Raw genomic sequence first — 12,959 nt, 5'->3', positions numbered from 1 at the left:
CGGAGCAGTTGACCGCCGCGCCGCGGAGCGGCGGCCCGGATCCGGGAGGGCTACGCTCGATGTGTATCGGGGCGAATCCGCTGATCCTGGAGGTCGGCATGGATGTCACGGTGGGAACGTTCAATCTGAACAATCTGTTTTCGCGGTTCAACTTCCGGGCCGAGGTGGAGGCCATCCTGCCGAACGAGCAGGACGGCCAGTTGACGTCCACCTACGTGTTCGAGGACCCCGAGAAGGTGCGCATCCGCACCTACAAGGGGAAACTGGTGAAGGGGATCAGCCACGAGGAACAGGTGACGCTCGCCCGGCGCATCGTCGGGATGGACCTCGATGTGCTCGCGGTGCAGGAGGTCGAGGACATCGACACCCTGCGGTTCTTCGTCGCCCGGCATCTCGGCGAGTCCTACAAGCACCTGTCCCTGATCGAAGGCAACGACCCCCGGTTGATCGACCTCGCCGTCCTGTCCAAGTTCCCGGTCGGGGCCGTCACCTCCTGGCAGCACGCGGTCCATCCCGAGGAACCCGGCGACCGGGTGTTCAGCCGGGACCTGCTGGAAGTCGACATCCTGGATCCGCGCGACCCGGACCGGCCCCTGCTGACGGTCTTCAACAATCACCTCAAGAGCCAGTTCGTGGAGCACACGATGGACCCCCTGGTGGGCAAGATCCTGGCCGACCGCCGCCGCACCCTGCAGGCGCAGACCGTCGCCAGGATCGTCGCGGCACGCACCCGCCCCGACGGGCGGTTCATCGTGCTGGGCGACATGAACGACACGCCGGAGTCGCCGACTCTCGCGCCGCTCGCCGCACCGTCCGCGCAACTGACGCTGAAGGAGGCACTGGCCTGCCCCGAGGAGACCCGGGAACCGAAGCCGGACGATCCGCCCCCGCCGGCGTCGGGCTCGTGGACCCACCGGTTCAAGGAGTCCGGCAAGCCCGCCCAGTACGAGCTCTTCGACCAGATCTGGCTCAGCCCGAGCCTCCAGTCGCGGTTCAAGAGCGCGCACATCGACCGGCGCACCAAGCACGCGGGCGACGGATCGGACCACGACCCCGCCTGGGTGGTCCTCGACTTCTGACCCTCCCTCGCGGTCCCGAACGGAGTGATGACCCATGCCTCTCAAGAACTACGGCGTACTGGCCTGCCGGATCGCCGCCCGGCGCCGCGAGGGCGCCCCCGACGACACCCCGCACTACCAGCTGCACCTCACGGACAACGACGGCACCCACTACCGCGGGGCGATCAACGTCCTGTCCCAGCAGGCGCCGTCCGAGCTGCTGTTCCTGGCCGACGAAGACTTCCGGCACCCGGTCACCGGGAACCTGCCGGAGGCGGGCAGCGGATGGACCGAACTGCCGCCGGGCCCCGGAGGGCCGAGCCTCGACTTCATCCGCGGCAATCTGTTCGCACCGGAGGACATGCGCCCGCTGCCGCCCGACGTGCCCGGACAGGACAATGACCTGTCCGACCGGCTGGACCACTACGTGGTCCGGGCCACCACCGACCCCACGGTGGCCGTTTACGTCTTCGGCGAGCGGTGGGGCCCGGAACGGAACAAGAACGACAAGGTGTTCGACTTCGTGCCCGGCAACGGCGTGCACGACGTGCACATGAACCAGGGCAGCGTCGGCCAGTTCAGCTCCAGCAACGGAGTCTGGCAGGACGGCGGGCTGCTCATGCACTTCCCGTCCGAATCGCGCTGGGTGGGCATCTTCCTGGCCTTCCAGTCCCAGGCCTGGCACACCGACGAGAAGACCGGCCACCGGATCGAGACCGCGGAGCCGCGGCCCGTCGAACGCAACGCCTCGGTCCGCATCATGGCCGCGCTGGTCAATCCCACGGGCCCGGCGCCCGAGCGCGAGACGATCACGCTCCTCAACGCCTCGCCCACCCCGGTCAACCTCGAGGGCTGGATGCTGGCCGACGCGGAGGACCACATGCTCGCGCTGCCCGCGGCGGCCGTCGCGGCCGGCCGGACCGTGACCGTTTCCGGCGGGAACGGCTTCGAACTCGGCAACCGCGGCGGTGCCATCACGCTGCTCGATCCCGCCGGACTCAAGGTCCACGGTGTCTCGTACACGGAGGAGCAGGCTCAGCGCGAAGGCTGGACCGTCTCCTTCTGACGGTCCGCGGCCGCACGCCCCACCTCGCTCCCACGACCGTCGAGGCGCACCGTCACAGTTCCTCGCCGAGCGGGAGCCGGTGGATGCCCGGCAGGTACGCGTCGAGCTCCCCCGGGGTGAACCGGGACATGCCCACGACGTGCCAGAACTCCCCGGCCACATCGCCCTCGTACTTGTACCCGCCGGCCGGTGTCAGGGCCGCCCAGCCGCCCGCCATGCCCATCAGCGTCGCGCGCAGCGACGGCGGCCCGCCGTCCGCGGGGAGGTCCCAGAGCCGTACGGTGCCGTCCTCGCCGCCGCTCGCCAGGGTCGTTCCGTCCGGGGCGAAGGCGAGGGACAGGACCCGGCCGGTGTGGCCGACGAGGTCGGTGACGTGCTCGCCGGTCTCGGCGTTCCACAGGCCGACGGCGCGGTCGTCTCCCCCAGTGGCCAGCAGCGGGCGGCCCGGATGGGCGGCCACCGCCCACAGCCGTCCGCCGCGCCCGCGCAGCCGCAGGCTCGCGTCCCCGTCACGCCAGACGATGGCGGTGCCGTCCCAGCTCGCGCTCGCCAGCCATGCGCTCCCCGAGCCGTACGCGACGCCGTACACCCGGTCGGCGTGTCCCGTGCTCCCTCCGAGTTCCGCCACGCGGCGGCCGCTCCTGGCCTCCCAGACCCGTACGAAGCTGTCGTCGCAGCCGGTGGCCAGGACGTCGCCGTCCGAGCGGAAGGCGATCGAGCGGACCCGGCCCCGGTGTCCGGTCAGATGGGCGACGGGCGAGCCCGTGGCACGGAACCAGACGCGCACGGAGTCGTCGTCGTTGGCGGTGGCGAGCAGGGTGCCGTCGGCGTTGAAGGCCTCCGCCCAGACGTGCTCCGTCTCGGCGTCGAGCTCCCTGAGGTAGCGGCCGCCCACCGGGTCCCAGAGGTACAGGTCGCCGTCGTTGCTGGCGGTGGCCAGGATGGCGTCGGTGGGGCTGAACGCCGCCGAGACCAGCCGGTCGCCGCGCCCGGAGAGCTCTTCGGTACGCCGCCCCGTGCGCGTCTCCCAGAGCCGTACGACACCGTCGTTGCCGGCCGTCGCGAGCTGCGCGCCGTCCGCGCTGAAGGCGACACCGCTGATCCGGCGGCCGTGGCCGCGCAGGATGCGCTTGCCCTGGCCGGTGGCGGAGTCCCAGATCTGCGCGCCGCCGTCGTTGCCGACGGTGAGCAGCTGGCTGTCGCCGGGCCGGAAGGCGCACGCCCAGGCGGTGCCGCGGTGGTCGTCCGGCTGCTGGGGGTGCAGGGCGATCGTGTAGCCGTGCGGCCGGCCGGTGACCGTCCACAGCCGGACCGCGCCGTTGCTGTCGCAGGCGGCCAGGAGCTTGCCCTCGTCGCCGAACAGCACCTGGTAGACGGCGCCCGTACCCCGTTCGAGGGTGCCGGCGGGGGTGCCCACGACGGGGTCCCAGAGCCGCACCTGGCCGTCGGTGCAGCCGCTGGCCAGGAGGTTCCCCTCGGGGTGGAAGTCGAGGACGTACACACGGCCGGTGTGTCCGGTGAACTCGTGCAGCAGCCGCGCGTCGGCCGACCGCCAGATCCGCACGGTGCCGCCCCGCCCGCCCTCGCCCCGGTCGGCGGTGGCGAAGAGCGTGCCGTCGGGACTGAACCGGGCGCGGTACACGGCTCCTTGATGGCCGTCCATCTCCCGCACGCAGTGCCCGGTGTTCAGGTCCCAGAGCCGCATCTTCGCGGTCGCGTCGCCGGTGAGCAGCAGGCCGTCCGGGCTGTAGACGGCGGTGTAGACGGGCGCGGTGTGGCCCGGCAGGCGGTGCACGGGCCGGCCGGTGGCCACGTCCCAGACGGTGACCAGGCCCTCGCGGTCGCCGGTGGCGAGCAGCGTTCCGGTCGCGTCGAAGGAGACCGGCCACACGCCGTCGGGGTGGATCCGCAGGATGTGGCGGCAGGCTCCGGTCACCGGGTCCCAGAGCCGCACCGTGCCGTCGGAGCCCCCGGTGGCGAGGACGTCCGGCCGGAACTTCACGGCGTACACGCGCCCTTCGTGCCCCTGGAGGGTGCGCACCGCCCGGCCGTCGTCGGCGCCGCAGACCAGGATGGAGCCGTCCTCGCTGCCGACGGCGAGGAGTTCGCCGTCGGTGCTGTACGCGATCGGTTCGGGGAGGCGGCTGGTGCGCATGCCGAAGCCGTACGGCACGCCGACCGCCGACGGCCGGAACCCGGCGTCCACCGGCATCCCGGGGGCGATCGCCGCGGTCCCCAGCTCGGGGGCCGACCTGACCTCGTCGTCCATCGTCACGTCGATGAGCGCGGCCCGGTGCCAGCGGCTGCCGGTCAGCAGGGCGCCCCGCAGATCGGCCCGGGTCAGTCGGGCCCGGCTCAGGTTCGCCCCGGTCAGGTCGGCCCGGCTCAGGTCGGCGCGGTCGAGGCGGGCGCCGGTGAGCCGGGTGCCGCGCAGCAGGGCGCCCGACAGGTTGGCGCCGATCAGCCGGGCGTCCGTCAGATCGGCGTCGGTGAGGTCGACGCCGGAGAAGTCGCGGTGCGAGAGGTCCTCGCCGGCCAGCCTGGCGCCCCGCAGGTCGGCGTTGGCCGGGACCCGGAGCCGGTCGCTGATCCGGACGGCGTTGGCGCGGGCCGCGTCGTTCACTCCGCGCCCGGGTGTGTCGAGGACGTCGCGCACCCACCGGGCGCACCGCTCGTGGTCGGCGAGGTCGCAGAAGAACTCGACCGCGAGCTGGCTGAGGGGGCGTGCGAAGAGCAGGGTGTGCCGGCCGCGGGCGAGCTGGCGTGCGGCTTCCCTCGCCACCAGCCATTCGATGACGGAGCCGTGGATGAACTGGAAGACGCCGTCGTCGCTGCGGACCAGCAGGCTGCCCGCGCCGACCGCCTGGGCGCGCTCGGACGGGGAGAGCGGGGACTCGGTGAGTTCACTGAGGGTGGTGGCCACGGTTTCGGTGAGCTCGTCGAGGCGCAGGGCGCTGCGGCCGCTCTCCCACAGCCGCCAGGCCAGCGCGGTCACCGCCGCCCACAGCTCGTCGATGGAGAGTCCGGGCGGGGCGCCGGGCCCGCCCTGGCCGCGCTGCTCCTCGTAGTCGAGCCAGGAGGTGAACACGTCCTCGTACAGCCGGGCCGCACTGAGCGCACGGCCGGCCCCGGCGACCGCACGCAGCTGGTCCTGGCCGAGGTCGGCGACGAAGGAGAGCAGCCGGGGGTTGCGGCAGAGCATCAGCAGGTCGGGGATGTTGCGCAGGAGCTGGTAGCGCTGGTCGGCCGCGCGCTCGTCGCCGTAGCTGCGCACCAGGTAGGAGCGGATCTGCGCCGGGGTGAAGCCTTCGACGGACAGGATCCGGCGCTGCGGCAGCAGTCCGACGCGCTCGCCGAGCGCGGTGAGGACCTGGGCGTGCGACTTGAAGTGCTGGGTGCGGCTGCTGACCACGATCTTGGCGTTGTCGACGGCGGCGTCGAGGAGGACCTGCAGGTGGTCGGCGGCCCGGTCGTAGCTGACGCGGTTGACCAGTTCGTCGAATCCGTCGAAGAGCAGGACGACGCGGCCCTGGGCGAGCATGTAGCGCAGGGCGCGCAGGTCGATGGTGTCGACGTCGTGGCCGGCCAGGTGGGCGGCGACCAGTCCTTCGAGGCTGTGCGCGCGGTCCAGGGTGTTGAGCGGGATCAGCAGCGGTGTCAGGTGCGGGAGCTGTTCGGAGATGCGGCGGGCGAGCTCGCGCAGGGCGAAGGTCTTGCCGTGTCCGAAGTCGCCGAGGAGCAGGACGAACCGGCCGTGGTCGGACTCGAGGAGTTCCAGCAGCTCCTCGACGAGACCGTCACGTTCTTGGCCGGCACGGTCCTGGCCGTCGGAGCGGTCGGCGTCGCGGTAGCGCTGGGGCAGGTAGAGGCCGGGTGCGTACTGCTCGCTGCTGCTGAGCCGGGCGGTCTGGGCGGCGACGTAGCCGCGGAGGTCGAGCAGGCCCTGGAACTCGATGAAGCTGCGCATGCCGACCCGCACGCCGTGGCCGGCGGCCCGGCGCCGCAGTCCGCCGGCGGGGGCGTCGCCCGCGTACACCAGGACGGCCTCGGAGCCGGAGTCTGTCGCGTGGACCCGGGCGATGAAGCGGTCGAGTTCCTCCTCGGTGGGGGTACCGGGGTGGACGGCGATGCGCTGCTGGCGGACGACGCCGTCCTCCTGCTCCTGCCAGGTGGCCATGATCTGGAGCATGTCGCCCGGTTCGCGGCGCGGGACGTCGCGCAGCAGTACGCCCTCCCTGCGCACCCGGCAGATCTCCTTCACCCGCTCGGCGAGCGCGGCGGCCGGATCCTCCAGGGGCTCCCTGCCCTGGGTGCGCTCGACGGTGATGACGGGCGGCAGTTCGGGGACGGGGAAGACCCGGCGGGTCTGCCTCCATGCGCCGGGGAAGCGCTCGCACGCGGACGTGATCCGGTCGTCCCAGCGGGTGACGCCGTCCGCGGTGACCCGGAGCAGCTGGAACCGGGCGGGGGCGGCGGAGCCGAAGAGCGGCAGGTCACCCGTGGCGCCGGCGAGCTGGGTGCGGCTGGGGTCCACGGCGAGGGTGCGCGGGCCGCCGGTGGGGCCGTGCAGCAGCAGGTGCAGCCGCGGGGCGGCCAGCCGCGCGAAGGTGTCGGCGTCCTTCAGTCCGCCGGGGCCGCCGACCGCGTCGCCCGGGCGGCGGCCGTCGGTGAGGGGGTGGCGCAGGGCGCCGATGCGCAGCCAGCCCTCCTCCTCGTACCTGCGCATGGCCTCGGCGAACCAGGCGGCCTGGTCGCGGCCGATGAATCCGTACTGCTCCTCGGGGCGGTGGCTGTAGGCCATGGAGGAGTTGAATCCGGCGACGACCGTGCTCAGTTCGGGCACGGGGAAGAGGGTCCAGGGCTGATCGCTGTCGAAGACGGTGTCGAGGCCCTGGTAGAGGCCGCGGAAGAGCCGGGTGTAGTGGCGCCACTTGGGCCAGTACGGAGGCTGCGGCGCGACTTCGTCGGCCTCGCAGGTGTGGAAGTACGCCAGGGACGCGGCCTGGTTCACGTCCTGCGCGCCCGGCACGACCATCACCCGCTGGGGGGACAGGTCGAGCTGGGACCGTAAGGCGGTGAGGAAGCTGAGGGCCTGGTCGCATTCGCGGGGACTGCCGGACGCGGTGAGGTCCCCGGTCACCACCATCAGGTCGGGGGCGGGCGCTCCCGCGTCCCTGAGCATGATGAGGTCGCCGCGGATCTGCCGGCTGAGGGAGTCGGGTTCGCGGCCGCGCCCGAAGTCGGGCCCCGCCAGGTGCAGGACGGTCACGGCGTCCTGGGCGCGGTCGGCGCCGGCCGCGGCGGCCTGCGGGTAGAGCGGCGCCCTGGCGGGCCGGCGGCGGCCCGCCCAGCCGGGGCCGGCGAGCGCGCTCGGCTGCGGCCGCGCCGGGTTCGGCTGCTCCGGATGCCGGACGGGGCCCGTTCCGCTCCCCGGGTAGCCGGGCCGCCGGCCGGGGCGGGCGTGCCCGTCGACGGCCTGCCCGACCCGGTTCAGCAGCAGGGAGCGGGCGGCGTCGGTGTCGGCCACGCCCACCAGGTCGACGTAGGTGATCGTGGCGAGCAGTCCCTCGATCGGGATCTCGTCCACCCGGACGGTGAGCAGCCGCCGCTCGGGGGACTCGGGCGATGCGCGGAGCGCGGCCTGCCACTCCATGCGGCCGTAGGTGGAGCGCTCGTAGTGGCGGGACAGTACGGCGATCACGGCCAGGGACTCGCTGACGCCGCGGTCCATGAAGTCTATGAAGTTGGTTCCCGGTACGAAGTCCCAGGCCTGCACCACCGTGCGGTAGCCGGCTTCCTCCAGGGTCCAGGCGATCCATGCGGCCCATCGTTCGTCTGCCGGGGAGTAGCTGATGAAGAAGTCGAACTCTCTTGCAGGAGCGCCGAATTGCCCGTCCGTCATCATGGATCCATGGTAGGAGTTCCACCTCCGCGGGTGGGCGCTTCGGCCCGGCCCCGGCGCCCGCCCGCCCTGTCCGGTTCGCTCGGCGCCTTCTGACGCCCGGCCGGGCGCGTGTGCGAGTCTGTTCGCCGTGTCTCTCTTGAAGCGTCTGCATCCACTGGACTGGCTGGCCGGCGGGCTGCTCGCACTCGGCGTGCTCTGCGTCGTCACCGGGCTGCTGCCCGCCGCGCCCGCCGGCGACGTGATGGAGCGCATCGGTCCGCTGCTGGTGTTCCTCGCCACCGTCATCGTCCTCGCCGAGCTGACCGGCAAGGCGGAGGTCTTCGACGTGCTGGCCACCTGGGTGGCGCGGGCGGGCCGCGGGAACTACCTCCTCCTCTTCTGTCTGTGCGTGCTGTTCGCGTCCGTCACCACCATCACCCTCAACCTGGACACCACGGCGGTGCTGCTGACCCCGGTGATGCTGGCGCTGGCGACCCGGGTGGGCATCGCGGCCGTGCCGCTGGCGATGACCACGGTCTGGCTGGCCAACACGGCGAGCCTGCTGCTGCCCGTGTCGAACCTGACGAACCTGCTCGCCGCGGACCGGGTGGCACTGGCCCCGTCGGAGATGGCCGCCACCATGTGGGCGCCGCAGCTGGCCGCCATAGCGGTCACGATGGCCTGCCTGTGGGGCTTCTACTGGCGCCCGGGCCGCCGCGGCGCGGTCAGCTACGCTCCTCCGTCGGCGCCGCGCCCCGGGGACCGGGTCCTGTTCCGGGTGTGCGCGCTGGCGTGCGCCGGGTTCCTGCTGGCGATCCTGCTCGCCGACGTACCGCTGTGGTCGGCGTCGGGGGCGGCCGCGCTGATCGTGGTGGTGGCCTTCGCGGTGCGCAGCCGGGAAGCGCTCAGCCTCTCCCTGATCCCCTGGCGGCTCCTGGTCCTCGTCCCAGGGATGTTCCTGGTGGTGGAGACCGTCAACGCCCACGGGCTGCACGAGATACTGGCGACGGCGATAGGGCCGGACAACGGCGTCATCGGGATGCTGCGGTCCGCCGCGGTCGGCGCGGGCTTCTCCAACGCGCTCAACAACCTCCCGGCCTACATGGCGGCCGAGGCGGCCATCCCCGAGGCCAACCACCAGCAGCTGCTCGCCCAGCTCATCGGGGTCAACGTGGGCCCGGTCGTCACGCCGTGGGCCTCGCTGGCCACCCTGCTGTGGTTCGAGCGGTGCCGCTGGCACGGCACGCGGATCCAGCTGGGCCGCTTCTTCGGTACGGGACTGGTGCTGGCGGTGGCGGGCACGCTGTCGGCGACGGTGGCACTGGCCGCCACCACGTAGGGCACGGGCCTCCACGGCGACCGATTCACCCGGGCGCGGCCGGCGACACGGCGGTGCCCACCTCCCGCAGCAGATGGGCGAGCGTCTCGCCGCGCGCCGCGACGAAGCTGCGCCCGCTGTCGTCCCCGGCGAACCCCGGCCGGAACCGCGCCCCGGACAGGGTGCGCAGGTCCACCCCCGCCTCGGCCGCGAGCAGCGCGCCGGTCGGCAGGTCCACGCCCTCGGCGCGGTAGCCGACGAAGGCGTCTATGGTGCCGCGCGCGAGCAGGCTCCAGCCGAGCAGCGGCGCCCACAGCTGCAGTACGCGCCGGCAGCGCAGCTCCAGCACGGCGCGCAGCGCCACCGCCGTCACGTCGCCGCGCTCCACGGCGTAGCCCTGGGTCCAGGCGACGACGGGCCCGGGGCGCGGCAGCCTGGGGTCGGGGCCGGACAGCGCGCCGGCCGCCCCGTACGCTCCGTGCCCCCGGACCGCGTGCCAGGTCTCCCCGGTGACCGGCTCGTGCACGACTCCCATCACCGGGGTGCTCCCCAGGCACAGCCCGATCCCCACGACGTACGCGGGCAGTCCGATCGCGACGTTGTTGCTGCCGTCCAACGGGTCGACCAGCCAGGTGCGTTCGCCCGCCGCGTCGAGGAGCCCGGCCTCCTCGGACAGGATCCGGTCGTGCGGGAAGTGGCGCTGGATCCGGCTGAGGACGAGTTCCTCGGCGGCGAGGTCGAGGTCCATCTGGACGTCCCCGGACCGGCCCTTCGTCCGCAGGCAGTGCGCCGTACCGAAGCGCCTGCGCAACAGGCCGCCCGCCTCCTCGGCCGCGGCGACGGCGACCTGCCGCTCGCGGTCGAAATCAGGCCCGCTGTTCGGCATCGATCCTCCTGAGGACGGTGTGGACGCTGCGCACGGTCTGCGCGGTGTCGCACAGCCGGCGGGTCGTACGGCGCGGGCGGCCGTCGAGCGGCCCCAGCGAGAGGTCGACCTGCCCGGGGATCGAGAGCCCGTGCACCAGGGTGGCCGCGGGTTCCACGCCGTCCAGGGCGGTGGCGTGGAACTCGCCCGCGGCCACGGTGTAGGTCTCCCCGCCGGAGCTGACGTGGGCGGGTCCGGGCTCGCTCCGCACCAGGAGGGAGGTCGGGCGGATCTCGTCCACGCCGTCGCTCCCGCTGCAGACCTCGAACACCCGGTGGGTCGCGCCCTCCTCGCCATCGTGCACCACGCTCGTGGCCACGGGCAGGTTGGCCACCCGCCCGTACAGCACGCGGCTGCGCAGCTCCCAGCTGTGGGCGTGCATGGGTGAGGCGTCCGGGTCGGCGCGGTGGGCGACGTCGAAGAGATGCACGCAGATCCCGCGCCGGCCCTCTCTCAGCAGCGGCAGACAGAGGAATCCCAGTGGGTGCCGCACGGCACGCAACTCCCGTTCCCCGGAGGCGATTTCCTCCAGGCCGGCCAGAGTCGTTTCAAGCTCGTGGTCCATGGCACGCGCCGGAGCGCCTCACCTCCTGTAGGGGTCCTCCGCGTGCAGCGCCTTCTCGATGATCTTGCCGATGTCGCTGTCGGTGAAGACGCGCGGCAGCGGGAGCCGCAGATCGTCGAAGAGCGTCCGCACCTCGTCGACGGTGGGCTCCTGGCCGAGGGGCGACGCGACGCGCAGATCGAGTGCGGTGGCCTGCTCGCGGCTCTGGTGCAACTCGGTCACGTAGTAGTCGTAGAGCGGCTGGCCCCGCTCGACCAGCAGGTTCACCCGGGACTGGTCGTCCTGGGTGATGACGAGGCAGGTCTCGGACAGGTCGAAGCGGAGGGTCGGCACGGCGGCCGAGAGGTGCACGCTGATCTCCAGCGTCGTCAGCTGCCGCTGGTACCAGCAGGCGGCGAGGACGGTCGCGTACGACTCTCTGCGGACCCGGTCGGTGGTCCACAGGTCGTCGCTCCGACGCTGCCCGCCGAACATCTGCCGGAACCGGGCGTACGCGGCGCAGGCCCGCTCGTCGGCCGGATTGACGATGTCGATCTTCACGTTGAGCTGGGACCGCTGCTCCTTCGCCGCGGCCACGCACAGCGGCAGGGTGACCGCCCGCAGGTAGGTGCCCGTACCGCCCTTGAAGTACCAGAGGTTGGTGTGCTGCCGGGCCTTCCGCAGGGCCTCGCCGACCTCGTTGCCCGACAGCGAACGCACCATGGCGAGGTCTTCCAAGGCCTGACGGGTCCCGCTCATGGCCTCCTGGATGCTCGCGGGCCGGCGCACGCGCTCCACGATCGAACCGGTCGCGAGCAGACCGAGGACGACCAGGGTGGCGCCCGAGGCCACGTCGTCGCTGACGACGTCGCCGAAGATGTCCAGGAACCCGACCGCCATCGCGACCAACAGGGCGACGACGACATCGGCATTGCGCAGCACCCAGGCCACGAAGCGCTCCAGCCGCCCGACAGCCGCTGCCATGAAAGCACCCCCCTCCCCCACCGTGGTCCGATGGTAGGAGATGCTCCGGCGGTGCCACCAGGGCGAGTTCACGTCGTGCACCCGTGCGCCCTCCCGCACGCCCACCGCCCCGGGCGTCCCGCCGGTACCGCTCGCCGCGTCCTGCGCGGAGTCCGGCCGCCTTCTAGGAGCGGGACGCACCCACCGGGGTCTGCGGGCGGGACGCCGGGAGGTCGAAGGCCTCGGCCAGCAGCTCGTACGAGCGCTGCCGGTCGGCCGGGTCGCAGGTCAGGGTGTTGATGATCAGCTCGTCCACTCCGTGGGTCCCGGCGAGCGCGGTCAGGGCGGCGTGCACCTGCTCGGGCGCCCCGCAGACGAGGGCCGTCCGGTGCACCTTGGCCCGCTCCAGCTCCGCGCCCGTCCAGCGGTGGCGGCGCGTGGTCTCGTACGACGGCAGCGGGCCGTCCTGGCCGAGGTCCTTGCGGGCGCGCCACAGCAGCAGGCTCTGGGCCAGTTCCTCCGCGCGGCCCGCGCTGTCCGCCGTCACCACGCGGACCGCGAGCGCGCCGCCGGCCCGTCCGCCGGTGGTCGTCCGGAACTCGGCGCGGTAGTCCTCGAAGGCCTCCCGGCCGCCGGCCGGGGAGAAGAAGTGCCCGAACGCGAACTCGGTTCCCAGCAGCCCGGCCAGCCGCGCCGACTCGCGCCCCGCGCCCAGCAGCCACATCTGCGGCGGGACCGGTGCGTGCGGTACGACGCCGCCCTCGCCCAGCAGCGCCCGCAGCTGCGCCAGCCGCTGCGGGAAGTCGCGCGCGGGGCCGCCGGCCCGGCCGATCCCGAGGTCGACCCGCCCCGGATGGAGGGAGGCCAGTACGCCGAAGACCTCGGCGACCTTCGCCGGGTCGTAGCGGGGCAGCAGCACCCCGCCCGTCCCGATCCGCATCCGCGAGGTGTGCGCGAGCAGCGCCCCCGCGAGGATCTCCGGCGCGCTGCTCGCGAAGCCCGGGGAGTCGTGGTGCTCGGCGGCCCAGTAGCGGGTGTAGCCGAGGTCCTCGGCGACGCGGGTGAGGTCCACGGAGGCGCGCAGCGCCTGGTCCGGGGTGTGGTCCTCGCCGACCGGGGTCTGGTCCAGCACGGACAGCCGCAGCTTCTTCGCGTTGCTCATGTTGCTCATGTTGTTCATGTTCTTCATGACGGTCGCCCT

The 12,959-nt window shown here is 72.9% G+C and carries 8 protein-coding genes; 3 read left to right on the top strand and 5 right to left on the bottom strand.

The features are described from left to right. The first annotated feature begins 98 nt into the window (after positions 1–98). Positions 99–1,079 carry an endonuclease/exonuclease/phosphatase family protein gene (locus OG534_RS31785; RefSeq protein WP_326592620.1) on the top strand — a complete coding sequence of 327 codons (981 nt, stop codon included), beginning with the start codon at positions 99–101 and terminating at the stop codon, positions 1,077–1,079. Positions 1,080–1,113: 34 nt separating this feature from the next. Beyond that, positions 1,114–2,124, top strand: coding sequence for a DUF2278 family protein (locus OG534_RS31780; RefSeq protein ID WP_326592618.1), 1,011 nt, complete (start codon positions 1,114–1,116; stop codon positions 2,122–2,124). Positions 2,125–2,176: 52 nt separating this feature from the next. On the opposite strand, the gene OG534_RS31775 is transcribed toward OG534_RS31780, so the two are convergent. Then, positions 2,177–8,026, bottom strand: coding sequence for a TIR domain-containing protein (locus OG534_RS31775; protein ID WP_442807258.1), 5,850 nt, complete (start codon positions 8,024–8,026; stop codon positions 2,177–2,179). Between the two features lie 130 nt (positions 8,027–8,156). On the opposite strand from OG534_RS31775, the gene OG534_RS31770 reads away from it, so the two are divergent. Then, positions 8,157–9,347, top strand: coding sequence for an SLC13 family permease (locus OG534_RS31770; protein ID WP_326592615.1), 1,191 nt, complete (start codon positions 8,157–8,159; stop codon positions 9,345–9,347). A gap of 25 nt (positions 9,348–9,372) precedes the next feature. Here the strand turns inward: OG534_RS31770 and OG534_RS31765 are convergent, their stop codons facing one another. The 4 genes from OG534_RS31765 to OG534_RS31750 all read right to left on the bottom strand — a co-directional run bounded on the left by OG534_RS31765 (position 9,373) and on the right by OG534_RS31750 (position 12,947). Beyond that, complete coding sequence (locus OG534_RS31765; protein WP_326592613.1) at positions 9,373–10,212, bottom strand: inositol monophosphatase family protein; 840 nt, start codon at positions 10,210–10,212, stop codon at positions 9,373–9,375. Beyond that, positions 10,193–10,816 carry a hypothetical protein gene (locus OG534_RS31760; protein ID WP_326592611.1) on the bottom strand — a complete coding sequence of 208 codons (624 nt, stop codon included), beginning with the start codon at positions 10,814–10,816 and terminating at the stop codon, positions 10,193–10,195. Before OG534_RS31760 ends, OG534_RS31765 begins: the two co-directional genes overlap by 20 nt. A gap of 18 nt (positions 10,817–10,834) precedes the next feature. Continuing rightward, positions 10,835–11,779 carry a hypothetical protein gene (locus OG534_RS31755; RefSeq protein ID WP_326592610.1) on the bottom strand — a complete coding sequence of 315 codons (945 nt, stop codon included), beginning with the start codon at positions 11,777–11,779 and terminating at the stop codon, positions 10,835–10,837. A 163-nt stretch (positions 11,780–11,942) separates the two neighbouring features. Further along, entirely contained in the window at positions 11,943–12,947 is a 1,005-nt protein-coding gene (locus tag OG534_RS31750) for an LLM class flavin-dependent oxidoreductase (RefSeq protein WP_326592608.1), read from the bottom strand. Between the last annotated feature and the right edge of the window lie 12 nt (positions 12,948–12,959).

Origin of the sequence: Streptomyces sp. NBC_01294, from assembly GCF_035917235.1 — a bacterium.
Classification (GTDB): domain Bacteria; phylum Actinomycetota; class Actinomycetes; order Streptomycetales; family Streptomycetaceae; genus Streptomyces; species Streptomyces caledonius.
This window is presented reverse-complemented; position numbering and strand designations above follow the sequence as displayed.

Coding starts and splice junctions, on each gene's coding strand:
- OG534_RS31785 (WP_326592620.1), top strand. CDS start 99: ATGGATGTCACGGTGGGAACGTTCAATCTGAACAATCTGTTTTCGCGG.
- OG534_RS31775 (WP_442807258.1), bottom strand. CDS start 8,026: ATGACGGACGGGCAATTCGGCGCTCCTGCAAGAGAGTTCGACTTCTTC.
- OG534_RS31755 (WP_326592610.1), bottom strand. CDS start 11,779: ATGGCAGCGGCTGTCGGGCGGCTGGAGCGCTTCGTGGCCTGGGTGCTG.
- OG534_RS31780 (WP_326592618.1), top strand. CDS start 1,114: ATGCCTCTCAAGAACTACGGCGTACTGGCCTGCCGGATCGCCGCCCGG.
- OG534_RS31765 (WP_326592613.1), bottom strand. CDS start 10,212: ATGCCGAACAGCGGGCCTGATTTCGACCGCGAGCGGCAGGTCGCCGTC.
- OG534_RS31750 (WP_326592608.1), bottom strand. CDS start 12,947: ATGAAGAACATGAACAACATGAGCAACATGAGCAACGCGAAGAAGCTG.
- OG534_RS31760 (WP_326592611.1), bottom strand. CDS start 10,816: ATGGACCACGAGCTTGAAACGACTCTGGCCGGCCTGGAGGAAATCGCC.